The organism is Paenibacillus sp. YIM B09110 (assembly GCF_037167145.1).
GTDB lineage: Bacteria > Bacillota > Bacilli > Paenibacillales > Paenibacillaceae > Pristimantibacillus.
Genome location: NZ_JBANSP010000010.1, coordinates 1 through 20,680 on the forward strand (window position 1 = coordinate 1; position 20,680 = coordinate 20,680).

General features: G+C 44.8%; 19 protein-coding genes and 1 pseudogene. 6 read left to right on the forward strand and 14 right to left on the reverse strand.

The window, feature by feature from the left end; all coding sequences use genetic code 11:
• Nucleotides 1-66: 66 nt before the first annotated feature.
• On the forward strand, nt 67-195 hold the full coding sequence (locus tag V8F51_RS15980) for a twin-arginine translocase TatA/TatE family subunit (protein WP_337101489.1): 129 nt from the start codon (nt 67-69) through the stop codon (nt 193-195).
• 20 nt (nt 196-215) lie between these two features.
• Here the strand turns inward: V8F51_RS15980 and V8F51_RS15985 are convergent, their stop codons facing one another.
• Complete coding sequence (locus tag V8F51_RS15985) at nt 216-1,082, reverse strand: AraC family transcriptional regulator (protein WP_337101290.1); 867 nt, start codon at nt 1,080-1,082, stop codon at nt 216-218.
• Between the two features lie 131 nt (nt 1,083-1,213).
• Here V8F51_RS15985 and V8F51_RS15990 point away from each other — a divergent pair, with 131 nt between their 5' ends.
• Nucleotides 1,214-2,833, forward strand: a complete 1,620-nt coding sequence (locus V8F51_RS15990) for a hypothetical protein (RefSeq protein WP_337101291.1) — start codon at nt 1,214-1,216, stop codon at nt 2,831-2,833.
• Between the two features lie 205 nt (nt 2,834-3,038).
• Here the strand turns inward: V8F51_RS15990 and V8F51_RS15995 are convergent, their stop codons facing one another.
• The gene (locus V8F51_RS15995) at nt 3,039-3,290 is read right to left on the reverse strand and encodes a helix-turn-helix transcriptional regulator (protein WP_337101491.1); all 252 of its coding nucleotides are present in this window, start codon (nt 3,288-3,290) and stop codon (nt 3,039-3,041) included.
• A gap of 11 nt (nt 3,291-3,301) precedes the next feature.
• On the opposite strand from V8F51_RS15995, the pseudogene V8F51_RS16000 reads away from it, so the two are divergent.
• Nucleotides 3,302-4,171 (forward strand): annotated as a pseudogene (locus tag V8F51_RS16000) (IS110 family transposase); the annotation flags it as partial.
• Nucleotides 4,172-4,654: 483 nt separating this feature from the next.
• Here the strand turns inward: V8F51_RS16000 and V8F51_RS16005 are convergent.
• Nucleotides 4,655-4,978 (reverse strand): winged helix-turn-helix transcriptional regulator, encoded by a 324-nt coding sequence (locus V8F51_RS16005; protein ID WP_337101292.1) that lies wholly within the window; start codon nt 4,976-4,978, stop codon nt 4,655-4,657.
• A gap of 117 nt (nt 4,979-5,095) precedes the next feature.
• On the opposite strand from V8F51_RS16005, the gene V8F51_RS16010 reads away from it, so the two are divergent.
• On the forward strand, nt 5,096-6,016 hold the full coding sequence (locus V8F51_RS16010; RefSeq protein WP_337101293.1) for an NmrA/HSCARG family protein: 921 nt from the start codon (nt 5,096-5,098) through the stop codon (nt 6,014-6,016).
• A gap of 381 nt (nt 6,017-6,397) precedes the next feature.
• Here the strand turns inward: V8F51_RS16010 and V8F51_RS16015 are convergent, their stop codons facing one another.
• The 10 genes from V8F51_RS16015 to V8F51_RS16060 all read right to left on the reverse strand — a co-directional run bounded on the left by V8F51_RS16015 (nt 6,398) and on the right by V8F51_RS16060 (nt 17,699).
• The gene (locus V8F51_RS16015; protein ID WP_337101294.1) at nt 6,398-6,943 is read right to left on the reverse strand and encodes a glutathione peroxidase; all 546 of its coding nucleotides are present in this window, start codon (nt 6,941-6,943) and stop codon (nt 6,398-6,400) included.
• Nucleotides 6,944-7,281: 338 nt separating this feature from the next.
• The gene (nikE, locus tag V8F51_RS16020; RefSeq protein ID WP_337101295.1) at nt 7,282-8,091 is read right to left on the reverse strand and encodes a nickel import ATP-binding protein NikE; all 810 of its coding nucleotides are present in this window, start codon (nt 8,089-8,091) and stop codon (nt 7,282-7,284) included.
• A gap of 15 nt (nt 8,092-8,106) precedes the next feature.
• Nucleotides 8,107-8,916, reverse strand: coding sequence for a nickel import ATP-binding protein NikD (gene nikD / locus V8F51_RS16025; protein ID WP_337101296.1), 810 nt, complete (start codon nt 8,914-8,916; stop codon nt 8,107-8,109).
• A gap of 15 nt (nt 8,917-8,931) precedes the next feature.
• Nucleotides 8,932-9,765 carry a nickel ABC transporter permease subunit NikC gene (gene nikC, locus V8F51_RS16030; protein WP_337101297.1) on the reverse strand — a complete coding sequence of 278 codons (834 nt, stop codon included), beginning with the start codon at nt 9,763-9,765 and terminating at the stop codon, nt 8,932-8,934.
• Nucleotides 9,762-10,706 (reverse strand): nickel ABC transporter permease subunit NikB, encoded by a 945-nt coding sequence (gene nikB / locus V8F51_RS16035; protein WP_337101298.1) that lies wholly within the window; start codon nt 10,704-10,706, stop codon nt 9,762-9,764. Before nikB ends, nikC begins: the two co-directional genes overlap by 4 nt.
• 23 nt (nt 10,707-10,729) lie before the next feature.
• The gene (nikA, locus tag V8F51_RS16040; protein ID WP_337101299.1) at nt 10,730-12,364 is read right to left on the reverse strand and encodes a nickel ABC transporter substrate-binding protein; all 1,635 of its coding nucleotides are present in this window, start codon (nt 12,362-12,364) and stop codon (nt 10,730-10,732) included.
• A gap of 196 nt (nt 12,365-12,560) precedes the next feature.
• On the reverse strand, nt 12,561-14,615 hold the full coding sequence (locus V8F51_RS16045) for an MMPL family transporter (RefSeq protein WP_337101300.1): 2,055 nt from the start codon (nt 14,613-14,615) through the stop codon (nt 12,561-12,563).
• Between the two features lie 45 nt (nt 14,616-14,660).
• The gene (locus tag V8F51_RS16050) at nt 14,661-15,809 is read right to left on the reverse strand and encodes an NAD(P)/FAD-dependent oxidoreductase (protein ID WP_337101301.1); all 1,149 of its coding nucleotides are present in this window, start codon (nt 15,807-15,809) and stop codon (nt 14,661-14,663) included.
• Nucleotides 15,806-16,546, reverse strand: a complete 741-nt coding sequence (locus V8F51_RS16055; protein WP_337101492.1) for a methyltransferase domain-containing protein — start codon at nt 16,544-16,546, stop codon at nt 15,806-15,808. The genes V8F51_RS16050 and V8F51_RS16055 overlap by 4 nt, the downstream gene beginning before the upstream one ends.
• Nucleotides 16,539-17,699: a type III polyketide synthase gene (locus tag V8F51_RS16060; RefSeq protein ID WP_337101493.1), complete on the reverse strand. Its 1,161-nt coding sequence runs from the start codon at nt 17,697-17,699 to the stop codon at nt 16,539-16,541. Before V8F51_RS16060 ends, V8F51_RS16055 begins: the two co-directional genes overlap by 8 nt.
• 167 nt (nt 17,700-17,866) lie before the next feature.
• Here V8F51_RS16060 and ku point away from each other — a divergent pair, with 167 nt between their 5' ends.
• Complete coding sequence (gene ku / locus V8F51_RS16065) at nt 17,867-18,706, forward strand: non-homologous end joining protein Ku (protein WP_337101302.1); 840 nt, start codon at nt 17,867-17,869, stop codon at nt 18,704-18,706.
• Between the two features lie 56 nt (nt 18,707-18,762).
• Here ku and V8F51_RS16070 read toward each other — a convergent pair whose 3' ends face one another.
• Nucleotides 18,763-19,605, reverse strand: a complete 843-nt coding sequence (locus V8F51_RS16070) for a deoxyribonuclease IV (protein ID WP_337101303.1) — start codon at nt 19,603-19,605, stop codon at nt 18,763-18,765.
• A 119-nt stretch (nt 19,606-19,724) separates the two neighbouring features.
• Between V8F51_RS16070 and V8F51_RS16075 the strand changes: the two genes are divergently transcribed.
• Nucleotides 19,725-20,678, forward strand: coding sequence for an ATP-dependent DNA ligase (locus V8F51_RS16075; RefSeq protein ID WP_337101304.1), 954 nt, complete (start codon nt 19,725-19,727; stop codon nt 20,676-20,678).
• Nucleotides 20,679-20,680 lie beyond the last annotated feature (2 nt).

Here is a 20,680-nt window from a genome sequence, read left to right on the forward strand (position 1 = left end):
ATGTATGTAACAGCTCTGTTGGTTAACTTTTAGAACGAAGCACGATGGAGGTGTAAATGTATGCCGATGAATATTGGAGTAACCGGAATTGTATTACTTGTCATTTTAGGTTTGCTACTTTTTGGACCATCGAAATTACCGCAATTGGGAAGGGCAATAGGGACAACATTAATAGTAAGAGCGAGTTCGACTTAATCGAACTCGCTCTTTTTGTGTTAAAGTCTGAATTGATTTCTATATTCTCTTGGTGTCTTCTGTTCCCATCTTTGAAAACACCTTGTGAAATAAGTATTGCTCTCGAATCCCACATCACTCGCGATAGCCGCAATGCTGCTGTCCGTGTTGACCAACAACAATTTAGCTTGCTCTATTCGAACTTTCATCAAGTATTGCAGCGGCGTGCAACCCTGATATCGTTGCATACTTCTAGAAATGTACACGGCATGGAAGTGAAACTCATCAGCCAACGTTTCGTTTGTTATCGATTCTTTATAATGATTCCTAATAAATTCGGTCACTCTTTCGATTAAACGCTGATTAGCAGAAGCGCGCAACTCGAGCGTTTCTTGACAAATGATCCGAAGCAAGCGTTGAAAAGCAGCTTGTTGCTCCCAACAGTTCGCCATCGAGGTCTTATTGTTTAAAGATCGCAACAAAACAATTTCTCTCTCTACATCCTCCTTTTTTTTAATCGACCAGTATTTCGGAATGTAAAGCGAGTAGCCATTGCCAAAATGTTGGCACTGACTCACTTCGATTGGCATTGGATTATCATGATATTGTTCCTCTGCTTCACTCCATCGCAAACCAGACTGAAAATGCATCCAGAAAAATCGTGTGCGATCTTTGCACGGCGCAGTTGGGTAATGATGAGCATCCGGGCGTAGAATGAGCATATCCCACTGTTGTAACACCCACTGACGATCTGTCTCTCCAATGTATAAAGTTCCTTCCAATACTATTAGCAAATCGAATACTCCGATGCTTGAACGAGAAGCGTGAGCCTCCCCTTTGTTTAGCATTTGTTCTCCACAGATGTAGTAATGAGGCAATGGAGGTGCATCCAAATGAAAATATTGCATCCTTATCTACCCTTCTTGATGGTTTAAATCGTACGAAATACGTTCGCAATAATACTATTATTGTCCGATATTTTCTAGATATAATCAACTCATCGGAAGTACATTTTATTTGATTCTTGGGGGAGAGACTTATGTATACGCTCGCTTACTATTTTGGTGACACCTACGTTTCGTATGGTGGATTAAAATTCGCCATTCGACTCTCAACGTACGAGAATATTTATTGCCCATCACCAGAGCATACTCAAACGGTAGTAGAGAACGGCAAGCTGAGGCTCATTTCGAATCGATTGTGGGCAGCCGGCGGACAATTAAGTGCGGAAGGTAAGCTGGAACTTATTTTGGAAATAAATGAAAATGATGGATCGATCTCGATAAATGGCAGGGGTGAACATGTAACCGAACTATGCAAATCTTTACTTATTCATATTATAGGCATTGATATCAAATACTTTGATGCAGATTCAGATAATATGGGCAGACGGGAATTTAGGCACCCAACCGGCATACATCCGTTGATTTATCCTGGACGAGATGCAATGATGCCGCTCGTAATAGTTGGGGATAACGCCGAAGAAAACGGCTGCGCCAAAGAGTGGTACGCTCTTTCCAAAGACAGCCTAGTCCGTAAAAAGGGCTTTGCTGCCTATTACGATGTGAAGGAACAAGCGCCGGTTCTCATACTCTCCTTCGAAGAAGACCGCCGAAACTGGACAAACCAAATTATGCTGCCGGAATGGAAAGTTGGCAAAGTACAGACAAGGAACGAGGTCGTTGCTGAACGTTTCAGCGATCTCGAGCGACACTTTAATCTAACGCCGTTTCATAGTCGTGAAGATTTACAATGGATCGATGACATTCGTGTTGTGGTCAATTTTCATGGCGAACATTGGACAGGACATGTCTTTAATACTTTTAGAGATATGGAAGAGCAGCTCCGCGATATATGCATTGATATTCCGGGTAAACATGTTCTTGCGTTTCTGCCGGCGTGGGATGGTCGATACTACTATACCTATCCTTATCACAGCCCCGGGGAACGGTTGGGAGGAGAAAACGGACTTCGCCAGTTGGTGAAAACCGCTCACTCTCTTGGTGTCAAAATCATTCCGATGCTTGGCGGACCAAACCTTCTTACTCATAAGTTCCTTCAGGAGCATGATTTGCTTGATGCAGCCTTGAAAGACTCCGAAGGAATTCCTCAAATTCAGAACTGGATTGATTGGAACAGCGATCTGTCACAAGAGAACATGGGCTATATTGCGAATTACGGGCATCCTGCTTTGCGATCGTACATGCTAAATAAGGCGGATGAGTTGATCGATACGTTTGGTTTTGACGGTATATTCTTGGATGGAGCCATTCGGTGGTCCAATGCGCCTGATTACTCGCCTTACGAAGGAGTCGCTGCTTTTGCGGATGAATTCTCAATACGCCATCCAGGAAAGCTTCTGATGGGTGAAGACGGCTATGATGTTCTGTGGGGATTGTTCGGACTTTTCGCCGCTAGCTGGGGACCACTAGGACTTGAGCATGCGATGCTCCGTTACACCAGACAAACAGAGTATCTTGCATATCCTGCCCTTAACGGCAGTTCTGGCATACATGAGATTGGATGGAACTGGGCTTCGATCGATAAATGCAAGAAAGAATATACAATTCCTACACTCACGTTGTTTGCAGGGGATACGAAACGCTATCGAGATGAAATTGGCAAAAAACTGCGTGATTGTTGCAACTGGCGTCTCTAATACTCTGGTTTCATCTGCTGCGGCTGACCATCAGGATGCTTCACCATTAGCCGAACGCTTGTCGGCGAATTTCACTATATACAATTATGATCGCCGCGGACGGCCGAAGTACGAATACTGCGCCTTACGAAGCCGTACGAGCTGAAAGCTTCTAAATAAGTAAAAATAATCAGGCTGTTCAAATACTTGATTGACGTTAGCTTCGTTAATGTTCCGATTCGCGGAACATCTGAGGCGAATTGCCGGTATATTTACGGAACGTTCTGGAAAAGTAATGCACAGAGCTGAAATGATATTTGTCCGATATTTGCATAATGTTGAGGTTGGAAGAGCGCAAATCCTCTTTCGCTCGACTAATGCGGAAATGATTAATGTACTGGACCGGCACGGTTGTTCGCTTAAACAGCTCAAAGAAGTAGCCTCTGCTGACACCAATCTCATCAGAGTAGCGCTCCAGCTTAAATTGAAATCGCGCAGCTCGTCAAAGACGGAAGATACGCCGTACCTAACCTTCCCCAGGGCATCTATGCCGAACTACGGGAAGCGATGAAAATTCGCGATCATCTGTCGACTGACTTACGAGTTGTGCAAGGTCGTGTTCATAACTGGTTGGACCGGTATTTTCCAGAGTTCCTCACGGTTTTTAAGGATTGGGAATGCAAGTCCGCACGCCAAATGCTTAGTCTTTGTTTGTTGCCGCATGAGTTGGTCTCTCAGTCGGAGGAAGCCTTGCTAAGTCATCTCAGAAAGGTTGCCAAGCGAGGTCTCGGCATCGAACGTATGAGCAGCCTGAAAGCAGTGGCAAGCCGTTCCGTTGGTATACGAGAAGGGACGGCCTTAGCAAAACTCGAGCTTAGGTTGTTGTTAACACAGTACGAGCTGCTTGAGAGTAGGTTTGAAGAGCTTGAAGCAAGGCTGGATGAGCTCTTGGAGCAAATCCCTCATGTGAAGCAACTAATGGCCATTAAAGGGATTGGTCGTGACAGTATAGCTGGTTTTCTCGCTGAAGTTGGCGACATTGAACGAAACAGACATCCCAAACAGATTATTAAGTTGGCAGGCTTGAATCTTAAAGAAAATACGTCAGGTAAACACAAGGGACAAACGAAGATTACGAAGCGAGGTCGTAGGCGGCTACGAGCGCTGCTATTTCGCGTCATGATGCCACTGGTGGCTAAGAACCGTGCTTTTAAGGCCTTGCATCACTATTACACGAAACGGCCAGATAATCCCTTGAAAAAGATGCAGTCGCTCATTGCATTATGCAACAAGCTAATTCGCGTTCTGTTTGGTGTCCTGAAAAAAGGGCATGGATTTAGTGAAGAAAAGATGTTATAGGGTATCCCTCAATTCACGGCAGTGTCATTAGCAGCTTAAATTCAATGTTTTCATAGAAGAAGAACGAAGATAAGAGAGTTACAGACAATTGAAGCACGGATGAGTCGGAACAAAACTAACATACGGACGAAGATCCTGACGGGCAGCAATATCCGACCTCCACCTCATGGACAGGTTGAATGAAGGAATGTGGGAGCGTAGACTCTGTGAGACATGGGAGGGTTGACCTCCATGAGACGATGTGGAGATTCAAAAGGTGCGACCATAAATCTTCCAAAAGTCCACTTTTTTAAACGAGTGGTCTGGGAGGAGAGGCTTTTTTCACATTATTCGCCCCATATTTTACACCATCTACAATCTTGTTCCATTTAAAGTTTGTCTTGTTCGAAAGGAAAACGTTCAAAATCTAAGGAAACTTGAGCATTTAAGAGAAATGTGATTCTCCATAGAGGGAGGTTAGTGGAATAAGGAATTAACACCCTGTTACATATGTTTTTTCCCCCAATCACACATAGTTTTTGTTATAGGAAGCAAAGATACCCCTTTATCGCTTAAAGAATATTCAACTTTTGGTGGGATTTGAGAATATTCCTGACGTATTATTAATTGCTCTTTTTCTAGTTCTTTCAGTTGCTTGCTTAACATTTTATGTGTAATCCCATTAATGGATCTTTTTAGTTCATTATATCGCATCACTTTATCTCGTCCTAAAAAGAAAATAATTAACATCTTCCATTTTCCACTCATAATGGAGAGGGTATATTCAAAGGATTCCGATCCATTGTAAATGTCATTGCTCTCGTTCATTCCAATACTCTCCTTTTGGATAGTATCTCACTAAAAAGTGCATACTGTTTTTTAATCACATTATATACTATCCTATGTTTATTACTACATCAAATTTCGTAACAAAGGAGTTTTAAAATGAATAATAAGCAAAAAGTAATATTAGTCACAGGTGCAACTGGTTTACAAGGAGGAGCTGTGGCACGGGAAGCATTAAAACAGGGATTTAATGTTCGTATTTTAGTTAGAGATATAAATTCTTCTAAAGCCCAGGCACTTATTCAAAAAGGGGCAGAAGCTGTAGTGGGTAATTTTGATGACCCTTCCTCTTTGGAAAGAGCCATGCAAAACGCAGATGCGGTGTTTTCCATGACAAACCCTGCCACGCCCGGTACGGATAGTGAACGACAACAGGGATTTGCATTAATTCAATCAGCATTAAACAGTGGAGTTCAACAGTTTGTTCACACCTCCGTTGCAGCCACAAGCAGATATACAGAATTCCCAGAATGGGGAACAGGTTATTGGTTTGAACAATATTGGACAGATAAATGGGAAGTAGAGGACGCTATTCGTAAAGCAGGATTTTCATCATGGACTATACTTAAACCATCCTTAATGATGGAAGATCTTCTCGATTCTGAACATGGTAGAATTATGTTTCCTCATTTACAACAAGGAGAACTAAGAACAGCTATACTTCCCGATACACGAGTAGATTTTATTACAGCAGATGATGTAGCTACTTTTGCTTGTGCCGCATTTAATAATCCAGAAAAATTCAATGGGAAAAATATTGAATTAGCTTCAGAATCTCTAACAATGAATGATGTCGCCGCTGTACTCTCTAATGTAACGGGAAAAAGGCTTACAGTGTATTCACTTAGTCCCGAAGAAGCAGTAGACCAAGGTATCTTTGCAGGGGTGGTACGATCCCAGGAATGGGATAACGAAGTGGGATACAATGTAGATATTGATTCGTTAAAAACTTATAATCTTAAATTAACCCCGCTTAAAGAATGGGCAGAGAAATATAAAGACAAGATTAATATCGGTTAATCCCCGGGACAGTACTAAGCTAACTAACGGGATACTATAGTTCAATTAATAAAGCTGCAGTAGATCCGAGAATCTACTGCAGCTTTTGTTGAAGTAAAGGGCAGGTTAGTTCGGACTGAAGGTCAATGGAGAGAATTAGTGCGAACTTATAAAATTGGATTTCTGGAATACAGTCATATATAAAAACCATTGATGGATAAGGGATATTGCTTAGTTATAGACATATGTACAAAATACGAGTTTTGTGAAGAAGTATTAGTGTGAAGAAAGATGAGCTGCAATTTCCTGAAATTTTTTACTGTTTTGTCCGACTCGCCCCTGCAATTTTTTTGAACTATCGTTCCCCCGTTAATTTAATCGCCTATCGGTGTATTGATTTGTTTAAAGCAGCGATTGGATTACCGATTGTAATTCAAATGGCTCCGTTGTAGTTTCATATCTAGCATACACATGACCATCACGATCGATCAAAAACTTAGAGAAATTCCATTTGACCCCATTTCCAGCGTATATTTCCGGATACTTTTCCTGAAGGAAATCTTGCATCTTCAGACCGTCCTGGGTTCGACTATCGAAACCTTCAAAAGGTGCTTGTTTCGTCAGATATTGAAATAAAGGATGCACAGATGGCCCTCTAACCTCAATTTTTTCAAATAGTGGAAACGCCACTCCAAAGTTGCTTTCACAATATTCCTGTACTTCCGAGTTACTCCCTGGCTCTTTCCCGTTGAATTGGTTACAAGGAAACCCGAGTATTTCTAACCCCTGCTCATGGTGACTTTCGTAAAGCTTTTGAAGGCCAGCGAATTGGCGAGAATAGCTGCACCTACTGGCAGTGTTGACTATAAGGAGAACTTTCCCTCGGTAAGCTGACAGTTCAACCGACTTTCCGTTAATTGATGTGACTTGAAAATCATAAATCGACATGATATCGTTCCTCCTCTGCTATGTTGCTTCTTCAAAACCGGAATTTGGACAACCTCAATATAATTACATAATATAGCCACATCATATATTGGTCTAATATATAATATTAATATAGTTAATAGTTATAAACTATAGATCTTATTATTCAGTGCCTCGAAATTCTAGGACAGAACTTCAGATTAATTTCTATATTTACCACTCTTCTGCTCGTTACTTTAACGAAAGCAGGGAGCAGCTGCCGCGTGGCGAACTGCTCCCTGCTTAATACGCTATCGTTATCCGTTAGCGCAACAGTCTACCCAGATAAAATCAACATTTATTGGTATAGTACATCTCAGCTATCTTGCACCATGAATCGAACGATGCTTAGGATGTTCGGAAAGCATCGATGCTAGTAAGTAGGTTACCGTCGGATGTGATGAGGCAAATATGCCGTCTTTTTCGTTATATATCTCAACAACCTGCCCTTTCTCCATAACTGCGAGGTGATCCGAAACGGAATAGGCTGCTTTAATATCATGCGTGATAAACAGATAAGATAGTCCGAAGTCCGTCTTCAAATCATTTAACAACGTCAAAATAAGGGTTTGGTTAATCATATCAAGGCTGCTAACAGGCTCGTCTAACACGATCAGTTTTGGTTTTAACGCAATGGCCCGTGCAATGTTAATTCTTTGTAATTGCCCTCCGCTGAATTGATGAGGATATTTACGCATGTCCTCTGGCTTCAATCCGACCCGTTCTAGCAGCTCGCCGATCATTTTTTTCTGCTCCTGCGGTGACAAGCGTTCATAATTATCAAGCGGTTCACCGATAATCTGCTCAGCCGTCGTACGCGGATTAACAGCTGCGTAGCTGTTCTGGAACACTGCTTGTACATCACGTCGAACTAATCGGCGTGTTCGTGAATTCAGCTTGTATATCTCTTGATTTTGAAACAAAACTTGCCCTTGCGTAGGCTTTTGCAAGCCAAGAATAATTTTACCGAGCGTGCTTTTTCCTGCACCGCTTGTACCAAGCAGTCCAAGACATTGTCCTTCCTCAATTGAAAGTGAAATGTTAGAGAGAACAGGCGGGCTCGTATTGGTGCGCCACAGCCGTCCCCTATCGCCATATGTATGGGTTACTCCTCTCACTTGCAGTTGCATGCTCTCCTCCTCTGTTTACGGTCTCTCGTTTATCGTAAGTCTTGCATCCAGCAATTGTTTCGTATACGGATGCCGAGGTCGATCGAACAGTTCGAACACGTTTGCCGTCTCGACGATTCGTCCCTTCTGCATAACGGAAACGTCATCCGCCAATTCTGATATCACACCCAAATCATGTGATATTAATAAAATCGAGGTGCCGCATTCCGTACGAAGACGATCCAATTGCCGGAGTACTTGCAATTGATTAACGACATCGAGCGCAGTAGTAGGCTCATCGGCAATGACGACAGCGGGTCGCAAACACATCGATATCGCAATCATAACGCGCTGCAGCATTCCGCCGCTCAGTTGGAAAGGGTACAATTTCATCAATTTAGACGGATTAGTCAAATTCATATCCGTCATAGCTGCAGCAGCCAGCTCCAATGCTTGTTTTTTGGACAAGGAAGTGTGGGTGCGGATCGTTTCGGTGAACTGTTCGCCGATCGTATAGACCGGAGTAAAGGCGCTCATCGGATTTTGCATAATATAGGCTATTTCCTTGCCGCGAATCCGCCGCATTTCCTCCGCTTTCAAACCGTTCAACTCGCGACCGTTCAACCGAATGCTGCCCTCTACGCTTGTCTGCTTCCGGTCCAGAAGCTGCAGCAGGGACATGCACGTAATCGACTTTCCGCTTCCGCTCTCCCCAACGAGACCAAGCACCTGACCTTGTTTAAGTTCAAAACCGATATCCTCAATCAGGGAGTGAGCTCCCTGCTCCGTCTTTATCTTGACGTGCAGTCCGTTTACCTGCAGCACGCCGTTCGCTTGTTCCAACATCGGCCTCATTCCTATTCAAAAACGTCGTTTTACCCCAAATCGATCAGACAATGCTTCGCCTAATACATTGAATGTAATGACCACAAACAAAATCATCAAGCCCGGGTATAACATCAATTCAGGTTGACTGCGTATAAACGCTTTTCCTTCATGAATCATCGCTCCCCATTCAGGTGTCGGAGGCTGAATGCCTAGCCCCAGAAAAGACAGCGCCGAAATGTCCATAATCGCCCAGCCCATTTCCAGCGTTCCCATGACGAGAATCGGTGGCAGCACATTCGGAATAATATGCCTTCTAATAATGGACCATTGGGAGGAGCCGCTAATTCGGGCAGCCGTAATGAATTCGCGTTCTTTTAAGCTGACGACCATGCTTCGAAACATGCGGGCGTAATAAACCCACTGGACCAGCATAAGCGCCAATACGACCTGTATCAGTCCCGGACCGAATACGCCGACAATACCAAGTACAAGCACCAGATTAGGAATCGCTAATACCCCTTCGCAGAAACGCATCAGCAGCCAATCCAGCCAACCGCCTGTATACCCGGCAACGGTTCCAACAAGGAGCCCGATTCCGATTGATGAGATAAAAATCAAGAAAGCCAAGCCAAGCGAGATGCGAGCGCCGTGCAGCAGCCGGGATAAATTATCACGGCCCAAGTGATCCGTTCCGAGCAAATAGTCCGCTGAAGGCGGCATCAACTTAAGCGCTAAATTTACTTTCACAGGGTCATGCGGCGAAATCCATGGAGCCAGAATCGTTATCAACGCGAACATCAGCAAGATAAGCAAGCAGATGGATATGGTTTTCTGCCCTTTGATGACAGTGCCTATGCGCGCAATCAATGGTCAGCCCTTCCTTTCAATGAAATTCGGGGATCCATATACAACTGCAGCAGATCAACGATCAAATTGCATACAATGAACAAACATGCCGCGAGGAACACGTAGCATTGAATAACCGGAATGTCCCGATTAAATATCGCCTCGACAAAATACCGACCGACCCCCGGCCACGAAAATACTTGCTCCACAATAATTGTTCCGGTCAGCAATTTGCCCAAATTCATGCCCAGACCGGTAATGACCGGTGAAATCGCAATTTTCAACACATGCTTTCCCATAATAACTTTTGGTTTAATGCCGCGTGTCTTCGCGTACAGTACATAGGACTCCTGTAATTGTTCCAGCACGCTGGCTCGCAGTAAACGGGTATATATCGCGATCAGTGCGAACGAGAGCGTTAACATGGGTAGCACGAGATGCAGCAACGATTCCCTGCCCTCTACAGGCAGTAAGTCAAGTTTGACCGCAAAGAAAAACATCAATAAATATCCGAGCCAAAATTGCGGAATGGAAGCGCCGGCGAAAGAAAGCAGCCTGCTCATATAATCAATCAGGCTGTTTCTATATATCGCTGACACAAAACCTAGCGGTATGCTAACAAGAATAGCAAAAGCGACGCTGCTGACCGCGAGTTGGATCGTCGCAGGCATTCTTGCTTTGACATCCTCCCATACAGACTCATTCGTATAGTAAGAGGTTCCGAAATCAAGCTGGACAATATTCAGCACCGTGCGAAAATATTGAACGAACAGCGGCTGATCAAGCCCGAACTCATGCCTTTTCTCTGCCAGCAACTCCTCTGTCGGATGTATATGTGCTGCGGTCAAATATGCTTCAGCAGGATCGACAGGCGACAGCTGAATAAGTGCGAACGTAATAAGAATGGCAAAGAGAACAATTGGAATGATCGCAACGATTCTTTTCCCGATATAGCTGATCATGACTAGCCTCCCTGCCGTTTGTCTTACTTGCTGATATCAATGCCGTTGAACGGATTCTCGTCACGATTCGCAGGGAAAGCAAAGTCTTTCACTTTATTCTGATACACAACGGTTTTCTTAATGTACGAGATCGGCATAATCGCTGATTGCTCCTGCAGCGTGAGTAGGATCGAGCTGTACAGCTGCTGACGTTTTGTTTCATCCGTTGAAGCAAGCGCCTGATGAATTTGCTCATCGAGTTCGGCTTTCATGGGCAAAGCGGAATTGGCTTCTGAAACACCCCAACCTTTTTCAGCGACAACATTAATGAAGGAATGCGGATCGTATGGAGCCCCGTAGTTGTACCAGAAGTCCATATCGAATTCTCCGGCTTTCCTGCGCTGAATTTGTACAGTCAGCTCAAGCCCAGTAATATTCAGTTTAACGCCGATTGCACTCCATTCAGCCTGCATCGTTTCGGCCATTGCTTTTTGAATCGGATCGGTTTTGTCATACATCAGCTCCAGTTCGAGCGCTTGTCCGTCCTTCTCCCTGACGGATTTCCCTTCAGGAAGCGTCCATCCTGCTTCATCCAAATATTGATTGGCTTTATCGGTATTGTAATCAATCGGTTCAACATCGATATCGGTATAAGGGAAGTTGGTGGATAGTATGTTATCCGCCTTATCCTCTAGTCCAAGTGTCACGCCTTCAACCATCGCCTGTTTATTGAATCCATATTGAAGCGCGAGGCGCACCCGCAAGTCAGCCAGCTTCGCATTAGTTGTGTTCAATAACAGGCTTCTTGTGCCGACAGGGTCAGAGAGCTCCGTTGTATACTTGCCGGACTCTTTCAATTGATTAAAGGAGTCCATGCTGATAACGCCTTCTCCGTAAATCAAGTCGAGCTCGCCTTTTTCAAAGGCCAATACGCGTGTTTCTGCGTCTGGAATAATTTTAACTTTGATTTGATCCACTTTCGGGCTCTCTCCCCAGTAGTTCGGGTTGCGCTTGAAAACGGCATACTCATCCTTCTTGTATTCCGCCAGCATCCAAGCGCCTGTCCCGACCGATGATTTGATGCCTTTGGAGGTGTCACCGTCATCCGGGAAGCCGGCTTCACCTAAAAAACGCAGCGGACGAACGAGCGAGAGATCTTGCAGAGCAGGATAATAAGCCTGCTTCAATGTCATTTTGAATGTAAATTCGTCAATGGCTTCTGTCTTGTCCATGACGTTGATGACGCCAAGCCAGCTATGCATATTGGCGTTCTTCATCACGGCGTCGAAATTTTTCTTAACGATGGCAGCGTTAAAAGCCGTTCCGTCAGAGAATTTAACATTTTCACGAAGCTTAAATATATATTCCTTGCCATCTTCCGAGATCGTCCATGATTCGGCCAGCTCCGGTTCGAGCTTGCCGCCTTCTGTATACTTGATGAGCGGTTCATAGATCATCGATTGAGCAAAAAGTTGAGATGGGTTATACGTATGTGGATTCATCGTTCCGATGTCCCTAGGCCAGGACATGATAATGGACTTTTCTGCAGAAGCAGTATTATTCCCATTATTTGATGAGAAGGTGTTGGTATCCTGTTTTCCGCAACCTATGAGCATGCTTGTTATTAGCAGGATGGCTGCCAATGCGGCCGGCAGGGTCTTCTTTCTCTGAGTGAACATGGTGTCGTGATCCCCTTTTTCTGTTGAGTAATAATGATTCTCATTAATAATAGGGATTAAGGGATATCGTGTCAATACATCAAAGGAAGGGATAATTATACAATTGAACGTTTCCCATTTCGCCTTGACCCAACCGAACACCGCAATCGCTGACTCTTCAAAATGCATAAGTCATGTTTAGTATTTGATTATCCGTTTACTTTCTTAGCCATCGCGGTGCCCACCAGTTCCATTTTCCGAGTAACTTCATTAATGATGGCATAAGCAGCATTCGGATAATGGTTGCATCGATGAAGATCGCTGCGGCAATGCCAATGCCGAGCTGCCTCACCCCGACAACATCACCGAATGCGAACGGAACAGTCACTGCGATGATGATTGCTGCTCCGGAGTTAATTACTCTACTTATAGAAGACATTCCTACAAGGATGGAAATTTCATTGTCATGCGTTCGCTCATATTCCTCGTAGATTCTAGATACGAGAAACACGCCATAATCCATGCTGATCCCAAATGCTAAACCAAATATGAATACCGGTATCATAATGGCAATGCTGCTTGGCTCGATACCGATGAGACCTTTCTGAAAGATCCCGCTTATAATTCCGAAGGCCGCCCCCATGCTCAAAAAATTCATAACAATCGTTTTCATTGGAATGAGAATAGAACGAAATGCGAGGAATAATACGATATAGTTTGAGACGAACACAAACAGCAGCACATTTTTTAAATTGTCGAAAACATCGTCATACACCTCTTGCTGATACTTCGCTTCGCCGCCAAGTAAAAACGGGAAGTTTGATTGTTCCCCTCTTCGCTCCCAATCTCGCAACCAGCTCCTAACTTTATCTGAAGAAGGATCTCCGTACAGCACGACTCGTATGAGTATTTTATGATCATTCACTACTGGTTCGGGCATTACTGCTTCGACGAGTGGATCACTCGTTAATTGATTTATGAGCTTGGATGCTTGTGGGGTAAGGTCTTTACTCTCCAGATCAGGATCTCCTAAAGCAATCAAATACACTTCCGAACTTCCTTGAGGAATGAATTGAGCTTGATAGTCTTCATATGCAATTCGGCTGGCATAGTCAGGCGGCAAAGAAGTTGCATCAGGAATACCAATGTTCATTCGTGCTAGCGGTAGTAAACAAATGATCAATATTAGCACTGAAACCAAGGCATGCCGAATAGGCCGTTTGAGCACATAACGTGACATTAACAACCATTTATTGCCCTCGTTTATCATAGAAATATGCCGTTCTTCTTTAATAGCTGGCCACATAATGGTAAGCAGCGCAGGAACGAATGTTAATGCTGTTAATTGTGAGATCACTAATACAAGTGCAGCACTGATTGCTATCGAGGAGAACATCGTCAGTGGTATGAAGAGTACAGCGATCAGTCCCAAACAAACACATACTCCGGAGAAAAAAACGGCTCTTCCAGCTGTCATCATCGTTATGATCAAAGCCTGCTTTGGTGTGTGTCGTATCAGTTGCTCTCGGAAACGGCTAACGATCATCAGAGCAAAATCGATGCTAAGTGCGAACCCTACCATTGGAATAACGTTCAGCACGAAGTTGGATAACTCGGTCACCGTACCAAGTCCAAACACAATGCCCATCGTGCCCATTACACTGATCATGCCGGCAATTATCGGAATAAGCGCAGAACGTATGCCACCGAAAGCTAGCAGCAAAATAACGAAGGCTACGGGCAAGCCTATTCGTTCCGCTTTGATCAAATCCGTTTGACTTGCCTTATTTACATCGGCTTGTACAACGGATTTTCCTGTTAGGCTGATCTTAATCTCGTTATGATTCGGCAACTGCTCACGAATCTGATCTATTAGAGCATTCATTTCATGAGTGCTTTGTTTGAAGGAAAGCATTGCGTAAGCAAAATTCCCGTTAAACATTCTTTCATTATTAACCGGTGACAGCAAGCCATTGAATCCATCCAAACCTTGTAATTGGTTCATAGATAGTTGAATATGACGCTGAAAGGTCGGAGTAGAAACGCTGTTCTTTTTCTCGAATAGTAAAATAATTGGTTGTTTGGGGATATGAAAATCAGTTGCCATTAATTGTTCTGCTTTAATGAAGGATCCATGGGGGACTAAGCCGTGATCATCCAGCACGCTTGGCAGCTTAGGCGCGAAATAACCAAAAAAGAGCATGAACAGCATCCAACCTATAATGATCGTTTTCGGATATCGATACGCGACGACCGCGAGCAGCTGAAACATCAAGGCCAGACTCCTTTTTGCTTCGAATCACGTTAGACATTCAATTCATTTCAAACGAGTAGCCTGAACAAGCTTATATGCCAGTCCTGGTGCAACGGGAGCAGCAGCAAGCATCAATCTAGGCAATACCGGTAAACCAATAAGCCATTGCAGCCGTCTTCCCCATTTCATAGGTCCATCGAAGTCATTATGAATAGCTTGCGAGTATTGCTGTTCCCATTGCGCCAAAGTAACATCACCATTCAAGTAGCGGACCGCCAGCGGAGCACATAATCCAGCAGAACGCAAGGCCATCGACATTCCATCACCGCATAGAGGCGGTATCATATTGGAGGTATCTCCGACACGAGCGATTGTATTCCATGGTAAAGGCTTACGGCTTAGATGGACGGGAGCGACGGCGGCTTGTGTTCCTGGTGTGGGTACGGCAAGCGACATGCGCTTGGCAAGCTTCGGATTTCTGCGACAAGCAGCATTGATCCAACTTAATATCGACTTATCTGAACCTTCAAGATCAAATTCCTTTCGTTTCAGTAGAGCAGCTACGTTTATTCGTCCACCTTCAATCGGTGAAATGCCCAAATAACCGCCGTCAAAAAAATAGAGTTCAACAACAGCCTCCGCGTTCACGCCGCTAAAATGTGATTTTACGCCGATATATTCGCTTTTATTGTCTTGCACCTCATGTCTTCCAGGCAATCCGCTGCGATTCGCTGCTCCCCAGGCCGCAATAACAGCGCGAGCGCGGAATAGCTTTGGCGCAGCGCTTCCGGCTTGCCTTGTCTCAATAGAATAGTAATTGTCACTAAAATTAACAGCTGTCACGGTCGTCTGCGTATAAAGCTGTACGCCTGAAACAACAGCTGCTCGGTGCAGTGCCGGATCTAACGAATAACGGCTTACCCCAATCGCTGAGCCTGGCAGCGCTATTTCAAGCGCTTGTCCATAACGAAAGTTTAATCTTGTTCGCTCTATTGACATCGGTCTTAGGTCTTGTACATACTGCTCCAAACCAAAGGATTGAAGCATACTCCTGGATTCAGGAGATAGAAATTCTCCGCACACCTTATGTCTAGGGAATGACTTCTGATCGAGCAATACAGTATCTAGACCCTGATCCGCCAATAGTTTGGCCAAGCTGCTGCCCGCCACGCCGGCACCAAGGACAGCCACATCATGAACAACCTGCTTCATAGTCGTTGCTTTCCAAGCTTAGCTTGCCGCGCTGGTCTGATAAGTACGGCATATCGGAACAACGGACGCCATGAATAGGTCAAGCCTACCTCTTCACCAAGTGATTCCTTTAGAAGCTCCCAATCTTCGCTTTGAAAGCCTTTGGCCACGGATAGCGGACCGTCATTTACAATATAGCGGTTGCTGGATAGGATTCGCGTCGTCAGCCATACAGCTGCCCATGACAGCCAATGCCGATGAATGTCGTTGATGACGACACCGAGACGCGACAGTGATAGCATTTTCAAGATAACTGTAGGCAGCTCTTCTTCCTGAAAATGATGCAGAAACTGCGTTCCGGTTACGATATCGACGGACCGTCCAGACATATCGTATAAATCGCATTGCATGACGTTGACTCTTGGTTCATTTCGAAAAAACTGCCTGGCTTCTTCACAAGCTTCCGATGTTTTATCGACAAGCGTAATGGATGCATCGATTCGGTTCATATCTATCCATTTCAACAATCTCCGATTGACGTCGCCTGAACCGGAGCCAATGTCCATAATGGAGAGATGTTTCGGTTTATTGGCTTCGATCCACAGCTTCTCAATTCCATACATAGTCGGCGCAGCAGCTGCGAAAATCCGATTCAGCCATCTAAGATGACGGAGTGCTTCCCGAAGCTCGATACCTCCACTCGTGAAGTCGTCCATTAGTTCCGGCGCTACAGCCCGTTTCCTCCCATACTTATGCATGGGCTTCAACTAATTTCACTTCTCTTCGTTGGTTGGATGGAACATAACCGATTTGAACCATTTCACAAGTGAGTCCTGGTCCGAAGGCAAGTGCAAGACCGCTAGCTGGACCGACTCCTCGTTCCATTAAATGGTTTCTCATCTCGGCCAGAACAAACAAGATGGTCGCTGATGACATGTTCCCAAAATCGCGAAGCACGTTACGGCTTGGCCTTGATTGCTCCTCCGTAAGCCCATAGCTATCAACCAGCGTATCGATAATGCCTTTCCCTCCGGGATGGATGGCCCACAATTCAGGCAATTTTTGTTCACCAATGAGCTGCCCAATTTGCTCGGGAATAGCAGCCCCAATCCATTTGGGGATATTAGGTGAAAGATAAAGATCAAATCCGAAGTTGCCGACCTCCCACACCATTTCATCTGCACAATCGGATAGAAGTACAGAACGGTCCGTCCCCAATCGAAATACGCCATTCGCATGCTGGTGTTCCTCCTCCAACGAGCCGATCACACATGCAGAAGCGCCGTCACCGAAAAAAGACGCTCCAAATAACGCTTCGCGTTCGCTGGAGGGCTGAATGTGGAGCGTACATAATTCGACGCAAACCAATAACACTTTGGCCTGGGCATCACTTTCAATAATATGCTTCGATAGGTTAATGCCTCTCAGCCCTGCGGCGCAGCCGAGAAAGTTAAGCGGCAGCCGGTTAACGGTAGCCGATAACTCCAATTCTTTCACGAGAACGGTATCCATCCCGGGAAGGAATTGACCTGTACAGCTTACCGTTATCAAATGTGTAATGTCTGATGCATGTAAGTTGGCATCTTCCATTGCCTTTCTCGCAGCACCTAATGCAAGCGGTACGGACTCTCTCTTATACGTTTTCATACGAGCAGCTGTCGTTGGAAGTTCTTCACCGGACGATTGTAGAAAATAACGGCATTGATCAGCCGATTCTAATAAATTCGGCTCGCATGTATACCGTGTCTCTACGCCGCATTGTTTGAATATTCGTTTGGCCCAGCGTGCGGAGTCGGGGAATTCTCGTAAGGCATCCGTCAAACGCTGGGACGTATTCGTTTGTTCAAGCTTATAGGGCGGTACTGCTGTACCTATTCCAATAATCGCAATCGATTGGTTCACTTGATTCATAGTCATTCCATCCTCTCCATGCTTACTTTGAATATATCTATTCATCGCAACATTTCAATATGATGGAAATCATAGAATCATATGGACTTCTTCATTCAATAATAATGCTGCCCGATAATTCCAGCCGAGAATGGGTACTATACATTATAAAAAAGGAGGATCATCTCGTGCAGACAGTATGGAAAGGCGCAATAAGCTTCGGACTTGTTCATGTGCCGGTGAAGATGTTCACGGCTACCGAAGACAAGGATATTCACTTTCGCACGATTCATAAGGAATGCGGTATGCCCATATCGAATGTCCGAACATGCTCTCATTGCGGCAAAAAGGTTGAGCAAGACGATATTGTGAAAGGCTTCGAGTACGAGAAAGGCAAGTTTGTTATTTTCAACGAGGAAGAGATCGAGTCTCTGAAGCCTGAGTCCGCCAAGGTGATTCAGATTCTGGACTTTGTTTCTTTGTCGGATATCGATCCGCTGTATTATCAGAAACCGTATTACCTTTCTCCCGATCTGTCAGGTGCTGGAGCTTACAGCTTGCTGCTGGAAGCGATCAAGGACACGGGTAAGATAGGAATTGCTAAAATCTCGATCCGAAGCAAAAGCAGCTTAGCTGCGATTCGTGCTGTAGGCAACTGTTTATGTCTAGAAACGATGCATTATCCGGACGAAATCAGACCAATCGCCTCAGTTCCGAATCTTCCCGAGCAAACGGTCGTGAACGAGAAAGAGCTTCAGATGGCGAAGCTGCTTATCGAGCAATTAACCGAAACTTTCCAGCCCGACAAGTATACGGATGATTATCGTATAGCACTTACGAACGCTATTCAGCAGAAAATCGCCGGTGAAGGCGTAGATAAAATAACGTCTCCGTCCGAGACTCGTTCGAATGTCATCGATTTGATGGCTGCCCTTCAAGCGAGCATTGAGGCGGCGAAGGCGCCGCCGGCATCACCGCCTAAGCCGAAACGCAAAAGTTCCTCTAAGCAGACGAAGGAAATCGTATGATTTAGATAAATAGCCCCCAATAAGCCTATCCCTCGTTACAGGTTATTGGGGGCATTTTAATTACTATTATTAGCAAGTTCATGTATGTAGGTAATCTCATCCTTGTGGGAATAGTTGTCCGATGTTGGTGTTTCCAAAATGATCGGGAGCTCACTAATGACTGCGGATTGCAATAGCTGCTTCATTGCATTTGCTCCGATATATCCCTTGCCAACTTGAGCATGCCGATCCTTATAAGAGCCGCTTGGATAAACCGAATCATTAAGATGGATCGCCTTCAGATTGGCGAAATACTCTAATTGGGTCCCTTTCTCAACAAGGTTGGTCCAATTATGTCCTGTCCATAATCCGCTCGCGAAGGCGTGGCATGTATCGAAGCAATAGCCGATTAACTCGGGATAATCCGTCAGCTTGCGAATTTGCACGAGCTCCTCCAACGTAATCCCCATTTTACCACCTTGTCCAGCATTGTTCTCAATAAGGAGCAGTGTTTTCCCTTTATAGTTCACGAGCACGTTATTAATCATATTAATCATTAATTTATAGCCTGTAAGAGGATCCCCGGTCCCTTTATATTTGCCAAAATGGACCACCAAACCGATAGAGCCGCATGCCTCGGCAATATCAAGATCGTTCCTCAGAGAGTGAATCGTTACCTCCTGCATAGCCGTGTCTTCAACCGATAGGTTAGTCGGATAAGGAGTATGGGCAATGGAAACAAGATCATGTTCTTGACAAAATGCTGTGCACGCTTCTGCATCCTTCCGGTTAAAGCTCTTCACCGATAGGCTTCGCGGGTTTTTCGGGAAATATTGAAATGTCGTAGCGCCAAGCCTTACGGCTTCTTTCGCAGCGCTGAGATACCCTTTGCTCATTCTCACATGACTACCAAGCCTCACTTTTGCTTTGCCTCCCCTACCTATACCGTCTGACTTTTAGTCTTGTCCTCCCACCTCCTTAGTTATGCTGAATGTCACGAATGGGAAAGCTTGAGCTATACGTTTTTGGGAGGCTATGAATGAATCTGAACCCTGTTTTCCCGTTTGAACCGATTAGCACAGTTTTGCCCCCTGAAGGTGACCAGTGGACAGCCCAAATCAAATGGGACGGCGTCCGGGTCCTGCTGTATGATGACGGCAGCGAAACAAAGCTTTACAATCGAAGATTGAACGAAAGAACGTTGCAATATCCCGAACTGCTTAATAATAAAGCTTTCTGTACAGCCGATTCAGTTATTCTTGATGGAGAAATCATAGCATTCGATCATCATAAGCCTTCCTTTTATGAAGTAATGAAGAGGGACCGCTTAAGGCAACCTGACAGAGTTAAGCAAGCTACCTCCCACGTTCCGATCACCTATATGATTTTTGACGTGCTGTACTATAATGGCGATTGGGTGACAGACAGACCATTTCAACAACGTTATGCTTTGCTGGAGCAAATCGTCATACCGCAAACCAATGTTCAACTCGTGCAAAACTTTGAGGATGGCCATGTATTATTCGAACACATGAAGCAATATCAAATGGAAGGGATCATATACAAGGAGCTTCAAAGTACGTATCGGATCAATGGCAAAGACGGACGTTGGAGAAAACAGAAGGTTATGAAGGACTTGTACGCAGCGGTAGGCGGAGTTACATTCCGCGATAAGACGGTTAATTCTCTCTTGCTCGGTCTCTATACGAATGATCATGAATGGATTTATATTGGCAATGCCGGCACTGGAAAATTAACGCAGCGGGATTGGTCGATCTTAACGGATTTAGCGTTGCAGATCCACGCCGATGCGAGTCCGTTCGCTCATGCACCGGCGTTGTCTAAAAATATGATTTGGGTTAAACCTGTCATTACCGTTAAAGTCGAATACTTAGAGCTGACTGCCAATCGTACGATGCGTCATCCGAGCATACAAGCGATTATCCGCCTAGATGGCACAGCCGAATGTACGGCAGAGCAAATAAAAAGTTAGTT

Bases quoted from the DNA above. Each gene is read 5' to 3' on its own strand.
- V8F51_RS15980 (WP_337101489.1), top strand. From the start codon at position 67: ATGAATATTGGAGTAACCGGAATTGTATTACTTGTCATTTTAGGTTTG.
- V8F51_RS15985 (WP_337101290.1), bottom strand. From the start codon at position 1,082: ATGCAATATTTTCATTTGGATGCACCTCCATTGCCTCATTACTACATC.
- V8F51_RS15990 (WP_337101291.1), top strand. From the start codon at position 1,214: ATGTATACGCTCGCTTACTATTTTGGTGACACCTACGTTTCGTATGGT.
- V8F51_RS16005 (WP_337101292.1), bottom strand. From the start codon at position 4,978: ATGAACGAGAGCAATGACATTTACAATGGATCGGAATCCTTTGAATAT.
- V8F51_RS16010 (WP_337101293.1), top strand. From the start codon at position 5,096: ATGAATAATAAGCAAAAAGTAATATTAGTCACAGGTGCAACTGGTTTA.
- V8F51_RS16015 (WP_337101294.1), bottom strand. From the start codon at position 6,943: ATGTCGATTTATGATTTTCAAGTCACATCAATTAACGGAAAGTCGGTT.
- nikE (WP_337101295.1), bottom strand. From the start codon at position 8,091: ATGCAACTGCAAGTGAGAGGAGTAACCCATACATATGGCGATAGGGGA.
- nikD (WP_337101296.1), bottom strand. From the start codon at position 8,916: ATGTTGGAACAAGCGAACGGCGTGCTGCAGGTAAACGGACTGCACGTC.
- nikB (WP_337101298.1), bottom strand. From the start codon at position 10,706: ATGATCAGCTATATCGGGAAAAGAATCGTTGCGATCATTCCAATTGTT.
- nikA (WP_337101299.1), bottom strand. From the start codon at position 12,364: ATGTTCACTCAGAGAAAGAAGACCCTGCCGGCCGCATTGGCAGCCATC.
- V8F51_RS16045 (WP_337101300.1), bottom strand. From the start codon at position 14,615: ATGTTTCAGCTGCTCGCGGTCGTCGCGTATCGATATCCGAAAACGATC.
- V8F51_RS16050 (WP_337101301.1), bottom strand. From the start codon at position 15,809: ATGAAGCAGGTTGTTCATGATGTGGCTGTCCTTGGTGCCGGCGTGGCG.
- V8F51_RS16055 (WP_337101492.1), bottom strand. From the start codon at position 16,546: ATGCATAAGTATGGGAGGAAACGGGCTGTAGCGCCGGAACTAATGGAC.
- V8F51_RS16060 (WP_337101493.1), bottom strand. From the start codon at position 17,699: ATGAATCAAGTGAACCAATCGATTGCGATTATTGGAATAGGTACAGCA.
- V8F51_RS16075 (WP_337101304.1), top strand. From the start codon at position 19,725: ATGAATCTGAACCCTGTTTTCCCGTTTGAACCGATTAGCACAGTTTTG.